The organism is uncultured Tateyamaria sp., assembly GCF_947504105.1.
Taxonomy (GTDB): domain Bacteria; phylum Pseudomonadota; class Alphaproteobacteria; order Rhodobacterales; family Rhodobacteraceae; genus Tateyamaria.
In genome coordinates this window covers 60,914-80,475 of sequence record NZ_CANNGP010000011.1, presented here as the reverse complement: position 1 = coordinate 80,475, position 19,562 = coordinate 60,914, and the positions used below count along the sequence as shown (strand labels likewise).

The window sequence follows — 19,562 nt, the reverse complement described above, 5'->3', positions numbered from 1 at the left end:
CGCGTCAGCCAGCGTTGACCGACACCACTTCGAAGTCAAATGTGAGATCCTTGCCCGCAAGCGGGTGGTTCGCATCGAGCATTACTTCCTCTTCGCCGACTTCAGCCACCGTCACAGGCATCGGTTGGCCTTGAGGCGTCTGCATCTGCAATTGCAGGCCAATTTCAAGCGGGATTTCATCCGGGATTGCGTCGCGCGGCACACCTTGCATGAGCGCAGGATTGATCGGTCCATATGCCTGGTCGCAGGGGATGTTGACCTTTTTCTTGTCGCCCTCGGCCATGCCGGGCAATGCCTCATCCAGGCCGGGAATGATCTGGCCTGAACCAACAACGAACTCGAGCGGTTCGCGCCCGTCCGAGCTATCAAAGACGGTACCATCCAGCAAAGTCCCCGTGTAGTGGATGCGCACGGTATCGCCGTCCTTGATCGAAGTCATTGTTATCTCCCAACATGCCCGCCTGGCTGACGGATGCCACACCCTGCCCCTCTGCAGCAATGGGGTAAACCCCACCTCGCCCCTTTTCGTTCGTTCCCCTCCGTGCCAGTCTGCACCTCAAGGAGTATCTTATGCCCATAACCACCTGTATTTTCGACGCCTACGGTACGCTTTTTGATGTCGCCGCCGCGGCCCGGATCGCGGCAGCGGAGCCCGCATTTCCGCAACTGGCTGATACATGGCCTGCGGTGGCCGAGCATTGGCGGCTGAAGCAGTTGCAGTACACGTGGCTGCGCGCCATCACCGATGCGCACACCGATTTCTGGCAGGTCACACAACAGGGTCTGGATTGGGCGCTGGAGCGCAACGGGTTGGGAGGCGACGTCGCCATGCGCGAGCGCCTTCTTGCGCTATACTGGGAATTGCAGGCCTATCCGGAGGTGCCCGCGATGCTGCACGCATTGAAAGATGCCGGGATGAACACTGCGATCCTGTCCAACGGGTCTCCCGAAATGCTGAACGGCGCCGTTCAATCAGCGGGCATTGGCGATGTGCTGGATGATTGCCTGTCCGTTGAAAGCGTTGGAATCTTCAAACCAGACAGGCGAGTGTATGACCTTGTCGGCCTACGCTTTGACTGCGCGGCGACCGAAGTTCTGTTCGTGTCCTCGAACGGGTGGGATGCGGCAGGTGCGTCCGGCTATGGATTTACCACCGCCTGGGTGAACCGCGCAGATGAACCGGTAGACCGCTTGCCATGGACGCCACACCACATTCTGAGCGACCTGACCGGTATCCCGGAGCTGTCGCAGGCATGAGCACGTTTGAAACGTCGGATAGCCTGTCTCTCTACTTCGAGGATCAGGGCGATGGCCTGCCGCTGCTGTGCCTGCCCGGCCTGACACGCACCATGCAGGATTTCCAGTACGTCACACCACATCTTCCACCCTGCCGCCTGATCAAGCTGGATTACCGTGGTCGCGGGCAGTCACAATGGGATGACAACTGGCGGAACTACTCTCTGGCGGTCGAGATCCGCGATGTGATGGAGTTGATGGATCGTCTATCTTTGTCTGCACTTGCCATTCTTGGCACGTCACGCGGTGGACTAAACGCAATGGGATTAGCTGCCACCGCACCTGATCGCCTCTTGGGTGTGGCCCTAAACGACGTGGGGCCGGAATTGGACCCAACGGGACTGGCGGGCATCATGACGCATCTGGGGCGCCGCCCTGCCGCCCGCACATATTCCGAGGCAGCCGCGGCGCTGGCCTACGTGCTGAAAGGGTTTGATGACGTGCCACCAGAGCGCTGGATGCAGGAAGCACAGACACACTTTGTCGAGGCTGATGACGGCCTCAATATCACCTATGATCCGGGCCTGCGCGACGCGGTCGAAGCAGGCGGTGACGTGCCGGACCTGTGGCCATTCTTCGATGCATTGGAAGGCAAGCCGCTGGCCCTGATCCGCGGTGCCGGTTCGGACCTGCTGAGTGCCGAGACAGCGCAAAAGATGCAAGATCGTCGCCCCGACATGATCTATGCCGAGGTCCCCGGACGTGGTCACGTGCCATTTCTTGATGAACCCGAAGCCTTGGCGGCGATACGGGAATGGATGGAGCAGCTGAATTGAATATCGAGATGATCCGCGCCGCAGCAGCGCGGTTGAACGGCCATGCCCGCAAGACGCCATTGCTGAATTCACCTTTCTTGGACGAAATCGCTGGTCGTCGTATCTGGATCAAGCCAGAATGCCTGCAACACACCGGCAGTTTCAAGTTCCGTGGGGCATGGTCTGCCCTGTCCGCCTTGGACAAGAACACGCGTAACGCCGGCGTGATTGCCTTTTCCAGTGGCAACCACGCCCAAGGCGTGGCCCTCGCGGCGCGGATGCACGGCGTACCGTCCGTTATCGTCATGCCCAGCGATGCACCAAAACTGAAGATCGAAAACACCAGCGCGCTCGGGGCCGAGGTTGTCCTTTATGAACGCGGTTCGGGCGACCGTGATGCCATCGGCGCGCAATTGGCCGAGGAGCGCGGCCTGACGTTGATCAAACCCTTTGACGAACCACAAGTCATCGCCGGGCAAGGCACGACCGGCCTTGAGATTGCGGAACAGGCGGCGGCAGTTGGTGTGGAGACTGCAGACGTGATCGTGTGTTGCGGTGGCGGCGGTTTGACCAGCGGTATTGCCCTCGCGCTTGAGGTGGAGGCGCCCGGCCTGCGTGTGCGCCCGGCTGAGCCGGAAGAGTTTGATGATGTCGCCCGGTCCCTGCGCTCAGGCGGCATTGAGCGGAACAATGCGGTTTCGGGCAACATATGTGACGCCATCATCACCCCTCAGCCCGGCGATCTGACCTTTCCCATCATGAAACGCCTGTGCGGCCCCGGTCTGGTGGTGAGCGAGGGTGAGGCTTTGTACGCCGTGGCGCAGGCTTTCGTGCGTCTGAAAGTTGTCGCCGAACCCGGCGGGGCGGTGGCCCTTGCTGCCGCCATGTGTCGACAGGACCAAATAGAGGGCGACGACGTGATCGTCACAATCTCTGGCGGGAACGTGGACCCTGACATTTTCAAACGCGCATTGGACACACTTGCATGACCGACTTCACCATCGCCAGTTTCAACGTCAAGAACCTGATCGGTCCGGATAAGGAATACTACCGGTTCCAACAATACACGCCCGAGGAATACGCCTGGAAGGTAGATTGGCTGTCCGAGCAGGTGCAAACCATGGACGCCGACATTGTGGGCTTTCAGGAAATCTTTGAAGAAGGCGCCCTGCAAGAGGTGATCGATGCCGCAGATGCCGAGGGCATCGCGGACAACGCTCAGCACATCCCCGGCCCCAACAAGCGCTATCGGCGCAAGGCGATCTTTCGCAAGCTGGCCTACCGCCCCTACACAGACGCCGCGTTGGCCGTCGCCACGAATGTAAACGATGGCGAGCCCGGGCAGCGCCGTCCGGGTGTGGCGATCCTGTCACGCTTTGGCTTCGAAGGTCAGCCCGAGATCATTCAGGATCTGCCGGAACCCGTGGACATTGACTTTGGCCCCATGGGGCCAGATGGCGGCGGCAGCTTTCGCCTCACACGTCTCAGCCGCCCGATCCTCAAGGTGCGCATCCCCATCGGCAATCATGTCATCACGGTGTTCAACTGCCATCTGAAGTCGAAGCTGGGTGAGTTTGTCACGCCCGAAGGTTCCAACTTTCCGCCGGAAGTGGACTTGACCCGCTATGATCCGGTCGGGCGGGCGCTCGGCGGCCTGCGCGCTTCATTACGCCGCATGGCCGAGGCATGGGTGCTGCGCCGCGCCATTGTCGCCGAGTTACAGGCCGGTTACCCGGTGATGGCCGTGGGCGATTTCAATGACGGCGAACATGCCGTCAGTTCAGAGATCATCAGCGGTGAGCATCCGTTCAAGAATTACGCATGGATGCTGCGCCACGACGCTGAAACCCCGCGCGATCGGTATTCCGAAGATGAAGACGCGCAGATCCGCGAGGCCATTGAAGCTGTACGCCTACACTCGGCTGAAAAGCAGTTTATCCGCAAATCGTCCCGAGACATGGTGTATACGGCGGCGTTTGGCGGTGTTTATGAGAGTATCGACCAGATTTACATGTCCCGTCATTTCCTGCCTGACGCAAAGGGAAGCATCGGGCAGATGGACTATTTCAGCGTGTTGAACGATCATCTGACCGATGGCAGCCATGCCGAGGCCCCGTACAACAAGCTGGCTTCGGACCACGGGCAGATCATCGCGCATATGCGGTTGAAGGATTAAGTTCATGCACATGGCTGATTTGGGTGACGTGCGCCTGCACTACCGTATTGACGGCCCGGACGATGGCGCGCCGGTCGTCTTCGTGAACTCATTGGGTACGGATATGCGGTTGTGGGATCCGATCTTGCCCTTGTTGCCCGATGGTCTGCGCATCCTGCGGTTCGACAAACGTGGCCATGGCCTGTCGACCTGTCCATCTGGGCCTTATTCGATGGGGCTGCTGATCAATGACTGCGAGCAGTTGATGGACCTGCATGGCTTCAAGGATGTGATGTTTGTCGGCCTATCCATTGGTGGCATGATTGCGCAGGGATTGGCCGTGAAGCGGCTCGACCTAATGCGCGCCATGGTGCTGTCAAACACCGGGGCCAAGATCGGTACCAAGGAGATGTGGGCCGACCGCATTCGGGACGTGAACTCCGGCGGGATCGAGGCGCTGGCTGACGCTGTCATGGACCGTTGGTTTTCAAAGGACTTTCATAAAAACGCGGACTTGGAGCTATGGCGAAACATGTTGGTTCGGCAGGAGGATGCAGGATACACTGGATGCTCTGCAGCGATCTCGGGTACTGATTTCTTTGCCACTACGGCAACGCTGCGCCTGCCTACGCTGGGCATTGCAGGGTCGGAAGACGGATCGACTCCACCCGATCTCGTACGTGAAACCGTCGATCATATCCCCGGCAGCCAGTTCCACCTGATCCGCAAGGCGGGCCATTTGCCATGCGTCGAGCGACCCGATGAATTCGCCCGCGTATTGACAGACTTCATGCGCGCGACGGGGCATATCTGATCCATGGCGGCGTCTGTCTTTTCTTCTTCCCTCTACGGGCAGTTGTTCCCCACAGGTGAAGTGGCGCGGTTGTGGTCCGACAGCGCGGAAGTTCGGGCGATGCTGCTGGTTGAAGGTGCCCTGGCCAAGGTGCAAGGCGCACAGGGTCTGATCCCGGAGTTGAGTGCCGCCTTTATCCATCGTTCGTCGCTTGAGGTCCAAATTGATCCAGCGGGTCTTGCCAAGGCGACAGGTCAGAATGGCGTCAGCGTTCCTGCCCTCGTGGACGAGTTCCGCAAGGCGATGGAAGCGCCGGAACATGCGCAATACGCGCACTGGGGCGCGACCAGCCAAGACATCATAGATACCGCGCTGATGCTGCGCCTGCGCCAGACGTTGAACGCCCAGCAAGACGTGTTGAACAATGTACTCAAGGCGATGGGCGCTCAGGCCGAGATGTACGCAGAAACGCCGATGGTTGCCCGTACCTATGGGCAGCATGCGACGCCCACCAGCTGGGGGGCCGTGTTGGCGCAATGGGGGCAGCCCTTGGCCGACGCGATGCAGCAGTTGTCGGCGTTGCGCCAGGGGTCTTTGTGGGTGTCGTTGAGCGGTGCGGCAGGGACGGCATCTGCCTTGGGACCGAGCGCGGATAAGACACGCGCCGAGCTGGCCGACGCATTGAAGCTAAGCGATCCCGGTCGGAGTTGGCATACTGATCGTGGACCCATCCTGCGCATTGCAGATTGGATGGCACGGATCGTGGCGACCTTTTCCGCGATGGGACAAACCGCCGTTGCGCTGGCGGCCACGGAATGCCAGGAAATTGCTCTGGACGTGGCAGGATCATCCTCGACCATGCCGCAGAAGGAGAACCCGGTGGGACCATCGACGCTTGTGGCGCTGGGTCATCAGATGACAGGTCTGAGGGCATCGTTGCAGGCGGCATCAGCGCACCAACACCAGCGCGATGGGGCCGCGTGGTTTACCGAATGGATGGTGATGCCGCAAATTGCGTTGTGTTGGGCTGCATCGACCAATGTTGCCCATGCGCTTGTGCAAAGCTGGAGCCCAAACTTGGATGCCATGTCATCCAAGTTCGACGGCCTGGGGGGTATTCATGCAGAAGCCCTGAGTTTTGCTCTGGCACAACAAATGGCCCGACCTGACGCACAGGCGGCCACCAAGGCATTGATTGCCAAAGCCATCGCATCCGAGCAATCGCTGGAGACTGTTGCACGCATCGCGCATCCTGACTTACCAGAGAGCCTGTTTGATCCTTCTGCCCAAATGGGCGCCGCACCGTCAGACGCACGCGCCTTTGCCAATCGGATGAAACCCCTGTGAAGCTGCCCGTCATTTTCATCCTGCTGACGGTCATGATCGACGCGATGGGCATCGGCCTGATCGTGCCGGTCATGCCCGACCTGATCCAAGAGGTGCAGGGGATGGGGCTGGGGCTGGGCACCGCAGCCCTGTGGGGCGGAGTGCTGTCGACCACCTTTGCCGCCATGCAGTTCCTCTTCGGTCCACTTCTGGGCGCGTTGTCTGACCGCTACGGACGCCGCCCCATTCTACTGGTGTCATTGGTTGTGCTGGCGTTCGATTATTTGGTCATGGCCGTCGCGGGCACCATTTGGTTGTTGTTTTTAGGTCGGATTGTCGGAGGCATCACCGCTGCCACCCAATCCACGGCAAACGCCTATATGGCCGACATCTCGAAACCCGAACAGAAGGCCGCGAATTTCGGATTGATCGGCGCGGCTTTCGGTATCGGGTTCGTGCTGGGCCCGGCCATGGGCGGCCTTCTGGCCGAATATGGCACACGCGCGCCGTTCTACGCGGCAGCGGGACTTGCCGCGGCAAACGCTATCTTTGGCTATATAGTTCTGAAAGAAACTGTCGACGATCGCATTCGCCGCCCCTTCACATGGGCGCGCGCAAACCCGTTTGGTCTGTTCCGCCACTTGGCAAAGTTGCCCGGACTGGGGCCGCTTCTACTGGTCTTTTTCATCTATCAGGTCGCCTTTATCGTCTACCCGGCTATCTGGGCGTATTACACGACCGAACGTTTTGACTGGTCACCTGGCATGGTTGGCCTGTCGTTGAGCCTGTTTGGTTTCTCCATGGCGGTGGTTCAGGGCGGATTGATCCGGCCCATGTTGCGAGTGCTCGGGGAACGTGGCGCAGTGGTCTACGGCCATATCGCGGATGTCGGAGTATTCCTGCTGATCGGCTTTGTCAGTTCCGGGACATGGCTGTTGATCCTGACCCCTCTTGCCGCCCTGCCGGCCGTGATAACGCCCGCATTGCAGGGCATCATGTCCAAAGCAGTTGGCGACGATGAACAGGGCGAATTACAGGGCGCGCTGACCTCTATCGCAGCCCTCGCCATGATCGTGTCACCGATGCTGATGACATCTGTGTTCCACACCTTTACCACGCCGGAGACGGGCGTGTACCTGCCAGGCGCACCGTTCCTTTTGGCTGCCGTTCTGATTGCGGTGGCACTGATGGTCTTTGTTCGAGGCGCGAGGACAGCTGCCTCACCCCGAGTAAGTGGGTCAACTGCGCCCTAGTTCTGTCGTTTTCCGACTTGCCTGCGCACTGTTGCTGCGTCACCGTCACCGGAAAGAGAGGCAGAGGGACGGATATGCAAACAATCAAAGCCGCTGTGTGCCATGAATTCGGTACGCCCCTTGTGGTTGAGGACATTCTGATCCGCGCGCCTGAAACGGGCGAGGTCGAGGTCACGCTTGATGCCGTTGCAATCTGTCATTCCGATATCTCCTATGCCGATGGGGCCTGGGGCGGCAGCCTGCCTGCCGTTTACGGGCATGAAGCCGCGGGTGTGGTGAGCGCAGCCGGTCCCGGCGTGGTGGGCCTGTCAGAGGGCGACAGTGTAGTTGTGACTTTGATCCGGGCTTGCGGCACGTGTCCTTCCTGTGCCAGCGGCAAACCAACGGTGTGCGAGACGCCCTACGACGGGGACAAGGGTCCGATCCGCACTGCCGACGATGGCAAGCTGCATCAGGCGATGGCCTGCGGGGCCTTTGCCGAGAAGGTCGTTGTGGATCAGAAGCAGTTGGTGAAGATTGCGCCCGACATCTCGAAAGAGGCGGCAAGCCTGATCGCGTGCGGTGTCATTACCGGGGTCGGTGCCGTGGTAAATGCAGCCGGTCTGCGCGCCGGTCAAGATGTTGTTGTCATTGGAGCGGGTGGCGTCGGCTTGAATGCCATTCAAGGCGCGCGCATAGCAGGCGCCCGTCGCATCGTCGCTGTTGATATGACCGAGGAGAAGTTGGAGGACGCCAAGGCCTTTGGCGCAACGCATGGTGTATTGGCAACTGGCAAATCGCCGTGGCGCGCCAGCTACAAGGCCCTTGGCGGCAAAGGTGCCGAGGCGGTTATTGTCACCGTCGGCGCCATTCCTGCCTATGAGCAGGCACCCAAGTATCTGGGTCGCGGTGGCAAGGTTGTCATGGTCGGTATGCCCCATTCCGGCGATACCGCCACATATGAACCCGTCATTCTGGCAGCAATTGGTCAAGGCATGGTCGGATCCAAGATGGGTGACGTGGTCATCCAGCGCGATATCCCGTGGATGGTGGATCTTTATCAGCAGGGCCGATTGCAGTTGGACAGTTTGATTTCCAGGCGGTGGTCTCTGGATCAAATCAATGAAGCGATCGCAGATACGAAATCGGGCGCGGCAAGACGAAACGTGATCCTGTTTGACAGGTCGTAAGGGGGCCAGCCCCCTCGGCCTTTGGCCTCGCCCCCGGGATTTTTTGAAACAGAGAAGAGGGACTTTAGGATGAAACTCAAGGACCTCGATATCATCGTTACAGCCCCCCCGGCACCCGGTTGGGGTGGCAGGTACTGGATCCTGGTCAAGGTCACGACCGATGACGGGATTGTCGGGTGGGGCGAATGCTATGCCTCGTCCGTTGGACCGGAAGCGATGCGGGCCGTCATCGAGGATGTCTTTAACCGGCACATGCGTGGGGAAAGCGCGGAAAACATCGAGCTGATGTTCCGCCGGGCCTATTCTTCGGGCTTTACCCAGCGGCCAGATCTGACCGTCATGGGGGCGTTCTCGGGCCTTGAGATTGCGTGCTGGGACATTCTCGGCAAGGCGCGCGAGCGACCTGTCTGGGCGCTGTTGGGCGGTCGGATAAATGACCGCATCCGGGCCTATACCTACCTGTATCCTCTGCCCCATCATGGGCTCGATGCGTTCTGGACATCGCCCGAGATGGCCGCCGAAGCTGCCCTGGATTGTGTGAATCGCGGCTACACCGCCGTGAAGTTTGACCCGGCAGGCCCCTATACCATGCGTGGTGGACATATGCCGGGAATGCGGGACATCTCGCAATCCGTGGCGTTCTGCAAAGCGATCCGAGAGGCCGTGGGAGACCAGGCTGATCTACTGTTTGGCACCCACGGACAGTTCACCACAGCGGGCGCGATACGGCTTGGGCAGGCGTTGGAACCGTACTCACCACTATGGTTTGAAGAGCCGATCCCGCCGGATGCGGTCGAAGAGATGGCCAAGGTGGCGCGCGCGGTGCGCATTCCCGTTGCCACCGGCGAACGGCTCACCACCAAGGCAGAGTTCGCGCCCGTCTTGCGCAGCGGTGCCGCCACCATCCTGCAACCGGCTTTGGGTCGTGCCGGTGGCATATGGGAAATGAAGAAGGTCGCGGCCATGGCCGAAGCCTATAACGCACAGATGGCCCCGCATCTCTATGCAGGGCCCGTAGAATGGGCCGCAAACATTCATCTGGCTGCCTCGATCCCGAACCTGTTGATGTGCGAAACGATCGAGACGCGGTTCCATGACCAACTGATTAAGGGGAGTATTCGCGTCGAAGGTGGGTTTATCACTCCGCCCGAAGCTCCCGGTCTCGGCATTGAGGTAGACGAGGGTCTGGCCCGCGCACATCCATATACTGGCGACGGACTGCATCTGCAGATGCGGGACGCGCCTTGCGATTATGAACAGGGAAACAACTTCGAAGGAGGCGCCCCTGCCCCGCGCGACTAGCGATACAGGCGCACACCCGACACTGCGATGTCTGCCTGCATCTCGCGCCCGATGGCGAGGATGCCCACGCGGCGCAATCTTGCCGCGTTAAATGTGGCATCTGTCCGGTGTGCGCTGAATGCGGCGAAGGGAACTTTGATCATTGTCCACTCCGCGGGTGCGGTGAAATCGGTCCTGAATGATTGCCATGGCTGTGTCAGGGCATCGGTACGCAAGCGCAGATCATAGGTTTCACCGTTGCCGTACACATCGAGCGCGATACCGGTGAACGCGCTGGCATCGAAAACCTCCCCCTCGGCAAGGTCGAACGCGATCTGAACGAAGCCGCCATTGTTGTCGAGGGACACGGTACCAATCAGGCGCGTAGCGTCTTGGCTCTGAATCACGCCGTGAACAGCCTGCCCTTTCGAGACACCGCCCATGACCGTATCGGCCACGTACTCCCATTTGGGGTCTAGATCGAGGGTTTGCGCATGTGTCATTGCTGGCAAACATAGCAGCGCAAATGTCGCCGCCCAGCGTATCATGTGCGCGCAGCCTCGAATGCGGTCCAGGCGATTTCAAAGTCCTCGAAGCTGATCCGCTTGCCTTTTACCGCATCGAACACAGTTTTCTCAGACCGCATAAGCGACGCGATGGCATTTGCCAGCTTGGGCGTCACATCCACCGGCACCACAACTGCGCCGTGCCGATCGGCATGCACCAAATCGCCTGGTTGGATATCGAGACCACGAATGCGAACGGGCTGATCATAGTCGACCACATGCACGAAGCCGTGGCTTGGACCTATGGAACCTGCAACAACCGGATAGCCCTCCGCCAAATCGCCGAGATCCCGCATCACACCGTCAGTGAGCGTGCCGGAGAGGCCAAATGCCCTGTGAATATTCGTATTCACCTCGCCCCAGTAGGCACCGATGGCGTTTGGAACGTCGAGGTCCTGCACGACACAAACCGAGGGGCGATCTCCTTCAGACATGTATTTGTAGTACGCCATACGCCGCGCCTTGATCACCTCCGGCGCTTCTGTTGGCTGGGCCAGTGCACGGATGCGGGCAGTGCGGGCATAGCCGACCATCACACCATCAGGGTCCGAGGCAAGCAGGGTGCCACGCGTGAACGCGTTAAAGCCGCGCTTACCCTGCGCGACTTCGATCGCGTTGCAAACCGTAGGTGTATCGACCGATTTCAAAAGGTCGTGCAGCGCGTCTTCCATGAGTTAACCTTTCACCATCGCCGCACCTTCGCTGAGGGCAGTGAGCTTGGCATAGGCAATCTCGGGATCAACCGACCCAAAGCCTGCAAACGTGCCAAAGCCACAGTCACTGCCGGCAATCACGCGGTCCAATCCGACGATGCCAGTGAACCGTTCGATCCGTTGCGCAACGACCTGGGGGTGCTCGACAAAGTTGGTGGTGGTATCCACGACACCGGGTACCAGCACCTTGCCGTCGGGAATTTCAGTTTTGCGATCACGGAACACCGTCCATTCATGCGCATGGCGCGGGTTCGAGGTTTCGAACAGCAAATAACGCGCTTTGGTGGACATCAGCGTCGGAAACACCGTGTTCATTGCGATATCGCAGGTGTGCGGGCCTTCATAGTTGCCCCAACAGATGTGTATGCGGACCTTCTCAGCAGGGACATCGGACAGGGCGTGGTTCAGCGCCTCAACATGGGCATCGGCGATCTTGATGAACTCCGCATCGCTCAAATCGTTGAACAGCATGTGCCGCGACAGGGCAAGGTCGGGGCAGTCGAGTTGAAGGTCCAGCCCAGCGCCCACGATGGTTTCATATTCCGCTTTCATCGCATCCGCGAGGGCCCCGAGATAGGCGTCACGGGTCGGATAGAAGTCGTTTTGCAGAAAAAGCGAGATCACACCGGGTGAGGCCGCGTTCATGAAACCGCGTTCGACCCCATGCTTGGCCATTGCTGCCTTGAGGTTGGCGATGTCCTTTTCCAGCTCGCCCTGCCCTTTGCTCTGCACCTCGCCCGTACACATGGGCCGCGCATACTTCGGCGTGCCACCATCATCGGCCAAACGCTTGAGAAAACTCGGGAACTGCTTGAGGTCCGCAGGTGCATTGCGCGGGCTGTCGCCAGAAAAACCGGTATAGCGGTCCTTGACGTAGGTCGCGTAGCTGATCTTGGACGTCTCGCCATCGCTGACGATATCCACACCCGCCGCCACCTGCTTGGCGACGGTGTCATCCACGGCATCAGCCATCGCCGCATCAAATGCAGCTTGATCATATGCTTCTTCCCGCTCACGGGCAAAGATGAAGTCGACGACCTTTTGTGTGCGGGGTAATGATCCCACATGGGTGGTGGTGACAGGCATGACGGTCTCCTTCAAGTCTTGCGCGCCATCAGGACAGAATGGCGGTTGGTCTCGGGGTCTTCGGCTAAAAAGCCGGTCAGACGCAAGCCATTTGCCTCAAGGCACGTGGCATAATCGGCAGGCGACAAGGAGGCATGGAACACGGGTTCACCACCGACGGTCCCCTGCACTTCGCCCGCATCCGGGCCAACCGTAAGCATTAGCACGCCATTGTCCTCAAGGTGCTGCGCCATACGCGCGATACAATCCCGATGGTCACTTTCGGTTAGATGGAAAAAGCTGTTCCACGCGATGACGCCATCGAAACGCTCACCCAAATCGAAGTCGCGCATATCACCCTGCCGCCAATCCCCGTCGGGCCAGCGAGAACGGGCGATGTCGAGCATCGGTTGGGAAAAATCGACGCCCGTTACGTCAAACCCCTCGGCCTTGAACCAGCGGGCGATCGGCTCGCCCGTGCCGCAGCCAAGGTCCAGAACCCGTGCGCCAGGTGCTAGTCCAACGGCGAACCGCGCCAGCCAGCGCGCCTCGAACAGTGCGCGCGAGCGTTGCGCGTCGTAGACCGCCGCCTGACGGTCATAGACGCCGCGGATATCATCGGGGTCAGTCATTATCCCATCCAGGTGGGGCCAGCGGGATCATCGGTACCAACGATGTGGTAGAGTGACGCCTCGCCGGTCATCGAGGGCACAACACTGTGCGGCAGGCTTTCCGGCATGCTCATCGTGTCGCCTGGGGCCAGCGTCGTGTGTCCGCCATCCCACGTCACACGCCAATGTCCACGCATGGGCATCAGGACAGAAGGTTTGTCATGAGTATGCATCGTATCCTTGGCGCTGGAACGGGTGATAAGATCCACCTCGAACCCAGGCTTGTCACGGATGATGCCCGTCTCGCCGATCACCTTGCACGGCGCATCCTTGGCAAGGCACACAATGTCCCAATACCGGCGCACGCCCATACCCACGACCTGCATAGGGGACATCTCGGGATACTCTTTCAGCTCTTCGTCCGTCAGAAGCGGCATCGGTTTTACACCATCGGGCAGGCTTTCGCCTTTCTTGTTGTCATATAGACTGCCGTTTTCGCCCAGCACCAGACCGTGATCGGTGGCATCCTCAATGACCTGCGGCGCCCAGATCACGCCGCCTCCCGCGTCATCACCGCCAAGGATCGCCATGATCATTCCGTAGTCGGTGCCGATGTTCTCGAACCCGCGAAAGATGCCCGTGGGAATGTTGATGATGTCGCCTTCTTCAAGGATTACTTCGCCCGCATCCCCCCAACGACCCCAGAAAAAACGCCAGCGGCCAGACAGGACAAAGAACACCTCGGCCGTACGGTGGCTGTGCAAGGAGTTCCGGCACTTCGGCGGCTGGCCTGCGGCTCCGATGTTGAAGCCATGCGGAATCGATATGTGCACGTGCTGGTCCGGGCTTTCCGACACACCACCGCCGATGATGGTGAAGTTTTCCTTTTGGTCCGAACCCGGCGTGTGCGCATCGATGAACGCGGTCTTGCAGGGCATCAGGTCGCCGTAACGCACGATGCGCGGCTCCATCTCGGCGGGGGTCATATGGGGGTCCTTTCATGTGGAAGGGTTGGATCGAACAACGGATCGCCCGGTGTGGTATTGGTGATGTCAGCGTGGACCCAGACCATACGGTCGACGAACCAGACCTTGGGCAGGATGGTCGCGACCAAACCAAGAGCTGCGGCCCACGGGTTCAAAAAGATCAGGCCGTAAATGAGTGGCAACACCCCCAAAGCGGCCAACGTCGTCAGCACATTGGCCGCACGCATGTGATGGGCTGGAACCTCATATTGGCCGCGGGCCAGAAAGATGCGTTCGCCCAAAGTGCCACGCGACGCCCAAGATCCGAAATCGGTGGGTGGCGGAAAGGCGCGCGGATTGATCCATGTCCAAGCTATCGCGAGCAAGATCAGCGGTACGCACCACCCGCCAATCCACTGGCGGGCGTAGATAGCCAAAACAATCAACGGCAGGCACGAGAACCGCGTCCAAACGCTCAACGGATTTGCGTGACGCCGCCAATCGGCATCCTGCATCCCCATCAGGCGTTCGGCGGCACGGTACAGATCGGTCATCCTTGCCCTTTCAGCTTCGCGTTCTCGATTTCCAATTCAGCAATTCGCGCGGTTAGCTTGTCCATCTCCGGGCCAACCAGTTGCGCAATTTCGGCCGCATCAAAACGCGGCGTTATGAATTGAGGACAATTCCAGTCGAAGGCCTCAAGCCTGATTGTCACCAATCGTTCAACACGGCCTTGCCCTTCCACGGCCAGTTGTCCGGCAAGATCAGGGTTGTCCTGCGCCTGCACAAATGTCGCCCGCCCTTGCAGCTTCATCCGCGCCTTGCGCGGGTAGTCCATCAGGAACAGCGACACGCGATCATCGCCTGCAAGGTTGCCTTCGCTGATGTGCTGCTTGTTGCCACGATAGTCCGCAAAAGCGAGCGTGTGGTCATCGAGTACATTGAGAAAGCCCGAAGGCCCGCCCCGATGCTGGATGTAGGGCCATCCGGTCTCGGACACAGTCGCGATGTAGAAAGAGGTGCGCGATGTGACGAAAGCCACCTCGTCCGCTGAAAGGGCATGCGTGCGCGGGCCGTAGCTGCGCGCGTACATGTCGGCAGATCCGTCTGCCTCTTGCAGCGCCTTCACTGCATCGGTGAACATCAGGTGATCGTAGCGATCCATGGGTCACCCCGTCTGTAGCAGGATCTGTTTCCAGATCGCCGTTTCATCAAACAGTGTATATTCCCGGCGGAGCCCCCAAGGCCCGAACTCGGCATGGGAAATGCCCAGCACATAGACCTCTGCCCCCGTAGGAGCACCGAAATAGCCCCAACCGTCGTGCTTACCGTGCAACGCCCAGCGGATGGCGGCGCGAGGCGGCATCATGTCATCGTCTCGTCCAATCTGGTGATTGATGGTGAATGTAGCGTCGGGAAAGGACGCGCGAAGGCCCATCCAGAACCGATCCACCGGGCCGATGCCATGGCTGGTTATGCCTCCGGGATATTCAGATTGCACCGCACGATCATATTCCGATGGGATGGCCGCCATGTCCGCTCCCATGATCCGGTTCAGGATGTCGGCGTATTTTGCACCCCATTCATTGTCATTGCCGCGCCCTTTGTAGGGGCCGGGCCGGTCTGTGGCCGGGGTCAGCGGACACGCGGCCTTTTCCATCCCACCTTCGCGTTCGATCAGGTCAGCGGCATAAGCCTTCGTCTCCCACCCGATTTGGTTCACGATGGCGGTCTGGTCTCGGATCAGCCATTCATCGTCAATCTGATCGTTGATCGCGTGGCAGTCGGCGATGATGCGATACTGCAGGGTCTTTCCGCTGGCCTTGCCATAGACCCCATCAGCCATATGCGTCGCGGTCGATAAGATGCGGTGCGAAGACAGCATTCCCTCTTCCGGCGTCCCGGACCAGATCACGTCCTCTCCCAACAAGGTACGATCCGGAAACTCGGCCAGCGTTGCCATGGTGGCACCAATGACCTTTTCATTTCCAATGACAACCGATCCGGGCGAGCGCACCACGATGTCCGGGCTGTAGTAATGGTGCAGGGTCGCAATGCCGCGATCTTCCCAGATTTCCTTGGTGATACCGATGATGTAGTCGGGGAAATCCTTCCACCGGTTCGAAAAACCCTTCATGAGGTCCATCCTTTGGGAATATGCGCCGACCCGCGCAGGACCAGCGGTCCATCCAGCGCGACGCGGCGGGGTTTGGTGTCGGGATCAGCAAGGCGATCCATCAGAATATCTACCGTGGCGTCGGCCATCTGACCGGCAGGCTGGCGCACGGTGGTCAGGTCATAGCTGGGCCAGGCGGCGAGGGTCACATCGTCGTAGCCGACGACGGACACGTCACTCGGCACGCTGAGGCCCAATTCAAACCGCAGCACGTCCATCACGGCAAAGGCCATGTGGTCGTTCGCGCAGAACACGGCATCAGGGTTTTCAGGCCCTGCAAACATCTCGCGGGCGACAGATTTGGCCTTTTCAAAATTAAAGTCGCTGACGCCACGGGTCGCAAGATGCTGCCCACCCGCTTCAAGCCCTGCAACAAATCCGGCCTCACGGTCGCGCTGGGTGGAGGCGCCTTCCCAGCCAGCAATATGCGCGATGCGACTGTGGCCGCCTGCCAGCAAAAACTCGGCCAGCTTTCGGCCCCCATGGTAGTTGTCAGAGGTCACCGCCGACAAACGGTCATCATCCTGCGCGCGGTTAAACAGGACAATGGGAATACCAGCCGCCTCGCACCGTTGCGTTAGATCGTTGGACATGCCCACGCTCGCCGCGATGATTCCATCCACTTGGTAGTCAAGCAGCTCGGCCATGACCTCATCCGCCTCTTCGCCGCTGTTCGATGAAAGAAAGACAAGCACGTGATAGCCCTGCTCTTGCAGCTTGCGGCTGAGCCTCTCGATGGCCTCGGGGTAAAAATGGTTTTCCAGATAGGCGACAACCAATCCGATGATGCGGCTCCGCCCCGTGATCAGGCTGCGCGCCAGCACGTTTGGGCGGTAACCCAACGCATCCGCCGCCTGCCGGACCTTGTCTGCCGTGCGCTTGGACACGGATGCACCCGGCGTGAACACACGGCTGACCGCCGAGCGGGATACACCCGCCCGGGCCGCTACGTCGAGTGCTGTCACCTTGTCGGGCATCAGTCAGCCGTCCAACCTCCGTCAATCAGCATCGAGGTGCCCGTGACCATCGCCGACGCGTCGGACGCGAGGAAGAGGACTGCGCCCATGATATCCTCGACCTCTGCCACGCGTGGCAACTTGATCTTGTCCATGATCCACGCGTAACGGTCGGGGTCCTGAAATGACTTCTCGGTAAAGGCCGTGCGCACGAAGGTCGGACAGACCGTGTTGATCCGAATATTGGCCTTGCCCCACTCAATGGCCATCGATTTGACCATCCCCTCGACCCCGTGTTTCGTGGCGCAGTAGACGGCCCGGTCGATGCCCCCCACATGGCCCATCTGGGACGAGATATGGATGATCGAGCCCGGTTTGCCGACCATGGTCAAGGCGCGCGCGGCGGCGGTGGACAGGAAGTAAGCGCCCTTCAAGTTGATCCCTACAACGGCATCGAAGTCATCCGGTTGCGTCTCTATCGAAGGACCATGACGCGCCAGCCCTGCCGAATTCAGGACGATATCGTACGGTTGATCAAAGGCCGCGTTGACTGCTTCTATATCAGACTGATCAAGCGGCATCGCCTCGGCGCTCCAGCCTTGCTCAGTCATGGCGTTGACCACATCGGCCAAGGCGTCAGCGCGGCGGGCAGCGCAAACAACGTGTGCGCCTGCCTCGGCCAAAGCCACGGCACAGCCAAGGCCGATACCAGACGACGCACCGGTCACAAGCGCACGCTTTCCCGACAGATCGAATGATGGGGTACGGGGCAGTTCGGTCAAAACGACAGCCTCCCTTTCAGTTCGGAATAATCCACCATCACATGCGTCCGATACCCAGGCCGCGCGGTCAAGGCGTCGTAGTAGTCTTGCGCACCGGACGGCACCCGCCGTTCAAAGTCCAGCGTGAAGTAGCGATAGAGAACATGGCCAGCCCAGATATCAGCAAGACCGGGAGCGGACCCGGACACCCAATCGCGCGTACGTCGTTCCGCCATCGCCATGGAAAGATAAGTTTCGAATTGGCGCAGGGCCGCTTCAACGGCCACCATGTCCCGCTTCGCCTCGGGCGTCCGGTAGAACGTCCAGAACAGCGGAACAGTGAACGACCGACAAAGCGTGTTCTTCGTCCATTCCGCCCACATATCGTCGCGCGGCGAGGTCTTTAGGCCAGCTGCACCATCTTTGGAAACAAGATACCGCAGGACTGCGGCGCTCTCGAACATCACGGTGTCGCCATCTTCCAGCACTGGTACCAGCCCCATCGGATTCATCCGTCGAAAGGCAGGCGTGTCGGCTCCACCAAACCGCCCCCCTACGTCCTTGCGCTCAACGACAAGGCCCAATTCAGCCGCAGCCCACATCACCGCCTGCACATTGGATGACGTCGCGCGCCCATGAACGATCAGGGTCATATCGCCCGCCCTGTTTCAGGATCGAAGCCCACGCGCGCCTTGTTGAACTCTCGCATACGAGCCAGAACGTCGACGCCAATCTGGTCATACATGTGCAGCAGGTCCACCATGACCCAGTTCTCGCGGATCAACCCGTTTTCCAGGCGCCAGAAGTCCAGACTGCGCATCTCGATCCGCTTGTTCACGGGCGGGATGCCTAACCATCCATCGTGGGTAATGGTCTGGTACATATCCGGCCAGCCTGTCACCCCGGTATACGCACCGTCACCAAAGAAGTGGAACGTGATCTCGTCCACGTATGTTCCGCGGTCGGGCATGCCGTTCAGGAACGGGATTTGATGCCAGTTGCGGAACCCCGCGATACCGCGCCCTGACCCGATACCGCTTGGCCCATACCACATCATCTTGGGGTGCCAGAACCGCTCCATCTCCATCACCTCGGGCCCACCCTGGCTGGGGTGCTTCTTGAGATGGTCCAGCATGTCGATGATATGCTGACAGGATGCATCACTGGTCATGTCATCACGCGGCCCTTGCACAAGACCGTCGCAGGTTGCAGGTGCCGGCACATGCCATTCGCGTCCCAATGATGGTACCATAGGCCAAGCACCCGCCTGCATCATGACCTCGGGGATATCCCACAGGGCCTGCATCTCGACAATCTTGTTGTCCTCGAACCGATAGAACTCGTGGAATCGCACATGGACGATATGACCCGTGGGCGGGATATCGAGCCAAGGTGCCCTGAACGTTCCGGTGTAATAACCGCCGCAGCCCACCCAATCCGCGCCTTCGGGTGTCGGGCCCGCGATCACGATGTAATCCCTGCGCTCGAGGTCGGGCAAGGCTGCGGCCAATGGGTCATAGGCGCGGTCCACATACGCATCCACGCCCACGATACTCTCAAACGGAAAAGCGAGACGGAACACCGCGTCTGGCGTACATAACGCATGAAGCTGCGCGCGCACGGTATCCATGTCAAAATCATACAAGGCCCGCCTCAAAGGTGCGATCAAGTCCTTGTGCTGTGAATGGGTATCCATTTATCCGTTTCCAAACATCATTGCC

General features: G+C 59.8%; 22 protein-coding genes. 9 read left to right on the top strand and 13 right to left on the bottom strand.

Annotated features, from left to right (window positions below; translation table 11 throughout):
- Nucleotides 1–4: 4 nt before the first annotated feature.
- Entirely contained in the window at nt 5–439 is a 435-nt protein-coding gene (locus tag Q1A75_RS09540) for a peptidylprolyl isomerase (RefSeq protein WP_299547209.1), read from the bottom strand.
- Nucleotides 440–570: 131 nt separating this feature from the next.
- On the opposite strand from Q1A75_RS09540, the gene Q1A75_RS09535 reads away from it, so the two are divergent.
- From Q1A75_RS09535 to Q1A75_RS09495, 9 genes are all read left to right on the top strand, one after another.
- A complete protein-coding gene (locus Q1A75_RS09535) occupies nt 571–1,257 on the top strand; it encodes a haloacid dehalogenase type II (protein ID WP_299547206.1) in 687 nt (228 codons plus the stop codon).
- Nucleotides 1,254–2,072: an alpha/beta hydrolase gene (locus Q1A75_RS09530; protein ID WP_299547203.1), complete on the top strand. Its 819-nt coding sequence runs from the start codon at nt 1,254–1,256 to the stop codon at nt 2,070–2,072. Before Q1A75_RS09535 ends, Q1A75_RS09530 begins: the two co-directional genes overlap by 4 nt.
- The gene (locus tag Q1A75_RS09525; RefSeq protein WP_299547200.1) at nt 2,051–3,040 is read left to right on the top strand and encodes a threonine/serine dehydratase; all 990 of its coding nucleotides are present in this window, start codon (nt 2,051–2,053) and stop codon (nt 3,038–3,040) included. The genes Q1A75_RS09530 and Q1A75_RS09525 overlap by 22 nt, the downstream gene beginning before the upstream one ends.
- Nucleotides 3,037–4,227: an endonuclease/exonuclease/phosphatase family protein gene (locus tag Q1A75_RS09520; protein ID WP_299547197.1), complete on the top strand. Its 1,191-nt coding sequence runs from the start codon at nt 3,037–3,039 to the stop codon at nt 4,225–4,227. Before Q1A75_RS09525 ends, Q1A75_RS09520 begins: the two co-directional genes overlap by 4 nt.
- A gap of 4 nt (nt 4,228–4,231) precedes the next feature.
- Nucleotides 4,232–5,020, top strand: a complete 789-nt coding sequence (gene pcaD, locus Q1A75_RS09515; protein WP_299547194.1) for a 3-oxoadipate enol-lactonase — start codon at nt 4,232–4,234, stop codon at nt 5,018–5,020.
- A 3-nt stretch (nt 5,021–5,023) separates the two neighbouring features.
- Complete coding sequence (locus Q1A75_RS09510) at nt 5,024–6,346, top strand: lyase family protein (protein WP_299547191.1); 1,323 nt, start codon at nt 5,024–5,026, stop codon at nt 6,344–6,346.
- Complete coding sequence (locus Q1A75_RS09505) at nt 6,343–7,578, top strand: TCR/Tet family MFS transporter (protein WP_299547188.1); 1,236 nt, start codon at nt 6,343–6,345, stop codon at nt 7,576–7,578. Before Q1A75_RS09510 ends, Q1A75_RS09505 begins: the two co-directional genes overlap by 4 nt.
- Nucleotides 7,579–7,652: 74 nt before the next feature.
- Complete coding sequence (locus tag Q1A75_RS09500; RefSeq protein ID WP_299547185.1) at nt 7,653–8,747, top strand: Zn-dependent alcohol dehydrogenase; 1,095 nt, start codon at nt 7,653–7,655, stop codon at nt 8,745–8,747.
- A 69-nt stretch (nt 8,748–8,816) separates the two neighbouring features.
- Nucleotides 8,817–10,049: a mandelate racemase/muconate lactonizing enzyme family protein gene (locus tag Q1A75_RS09495; protein ID WP_299547182.1), complete on the top strand. Its 1,233-nt coding sequence runs from the start codon at nt 8,817–8,819 to the stop codon at nt 10,047–10,049.
- On the opposite strand, the gene Q1A75_RS09490 is transcribed toward Q1A75_RS09495, so the two are convergent.
- Genes Q1A75_RS09490 through Q1A75_RS09435 form a run of 12 tightly spaced genes read right to left on the bottom strand, consistent with a single transcriptional unit; the run spans nt 10,046 to nt 19,537 of the window.
- A complete protein-coding gene (locus tag Q1A75_RS09490) occupies nt 10,046–10,531 on the bottom strand; it encodes a CIA30 family protein (RefSeq protein ID WP_299547179.1) in 486 nt (161 codons plus the stop codon). The two genes, Q1A75_RS09495 and Q1A75_RS09490, sit on opposite strands and share 4 nt — an antisense overlap.
- Nucleotides 10,532–10,572: 41 nt before the next feature.
- Nucleotides 10,573–11,265 carry an RraA family protein gene (locus Q1A75_RS09485; RefSeq protein WP_299547176.1) on the bottom strand — a complete coding sequence of 231 codons (693 nt, stop codon included), beginning with the start codon at nt 11,263–11,265 and terminating at the stop codon, nt 10,573–10,575.
- Between the two features lie 3 nt (nt 11,266–11,268).
- The gene (locus tag Q1A75_RS09480; protein WP_299547174.1) at nt 11,269–12,393 is read right to left on the bottom strand and encodes a cobalamin-independent methionine synthase II family protein; all 1,125 of its coding nucleotides are present in this window, start codon (nt 12,391–12,393) and stop codon (nt 11,269–11,271) included.
- An 11-nt stretch (nt 12,394–12,404) separates the two neighbouring features.
- Nucleotides 12,405–13,004: a class I SAM-dependent methyltransferase gene (locus Q1A75_RS09475; RefSeq protein WP_299547171.1), complete on the bottom strand. Its 600-nt coding sequence runs from the start codon at nt 13,002–13,004 to the stop codon at nt 12,405–12,407.
- On the bottom strand, nt 13,004–13,969 hold the full coding sequence (locus Q1A75_RS09470; RefSeq protein ID WP_299547168.1) for a cupin domain-containing protein: 966 nt from the start codon (nt 13,967–13,969) through the stop codon (nt 13,004–13,006). The genes Q1A75_RS09475 and Q1A75_RS09470 overlap by 1 nt, the downstream gene beginning before the upstream one ends.
- Nucleotides 13,966–14,502 carry a DUF6653 family protein gene (locus Q1A75_RS09465; protein WP_299547165.1) on the bottom strand — a complete coding sequence of 179 codons (537 nt, stop codon included), beginning with the start codon at nt 14,500–14,502 and terminating at the stop codon, nt 13,966–13,968. Before Q1A75_RS09465 ends, Q1A75_RS09470 begins: the two co-directional genes overlap by 4 nt.
- On the bottom strand, nt 14,499–15,113 hold the full coding sequence (locus tag Q1A75_RS09460; protein ID WP_299547162.1) for a pyridoxamine 5'-phosphate oxidase family protein: 615 nt from the start codon (nt 15,111–15,113) through the stop codon (nt 14,499–14,501). Before Q1A75_RS09460 ends, Q1A75_RS09465 begins: the two co-directional genes overlap by 4 nt.
- Nucleotides 15,114–15,116: 3 nt before the next feature.
- Nucleotides 15,117–16,085 carry an ester cyclase gene (locus tag Q1A75_RS09455; RefSeq protein WP_299547159.1) on the bottom strand — a complete coding sequence of 323 codons (969 nt, stop codon included), beginning with the start codon at nt 16,083–16,085 and terminating at the stop codon, nt 15,117–15,119.
- Entirely contained in the window at nt 16,082–17,101 is a 1,020-nt protein-coding gene (locus tag Q1A75_RS09450; protein ID WP_299547156.1) for a LacI family DNA-binding transcriptional regulator, read from the bottom strand. Before Q1A75_RS09450 ends, Q1A75_RS09455 begins: the two co-directional genes overlap by 4 nt.
- Entirely contained in the window at nt 17,101–17,862 is a 762-nt protein-coding gene (locus Q1A75_RS09445) for an SDR family oxidoreductase (RefSeq protein WP_299547153.1), read from the bottom strand. The genes Q1A75_RS09450 and Q1A75_RS09445 overlap by 1 nt, the downstream gene beginning before the upstream one ends.
- Complete coding sequence (locus tag Q1A75_RS09440) at nt 17,859–18,494, bottom strand: glutathione S-transferase N-terminal domain-containing protein (RefSeq protein WP_299547150.1); 636 nt, start codon at nt 18,492–18,494, stop codon at nt 17,859–17,861. The genes Q1A75_RS09445 and Q1A75_RS09440 overlap by 4 nt, the downstream gene beginning before the upstream one ends.
- Nucleotides 18,491–19,537, bottom strand: a complete 1,047-nt coding sequence (locus Q1A75_RS09435; RefSeq protein ID WP_299547147.1) for an ester cyclase — start codon at nt 19,535–19,537, stop codon at nt 18,491–18,493. Before Q1A75_RS09435 ends, Q1A75_RS09440 begins: the two co-directional genes overlap by 4 nt.
- Nucleotides 19,538–19,562: the final 25 nt, after the last annotated feature.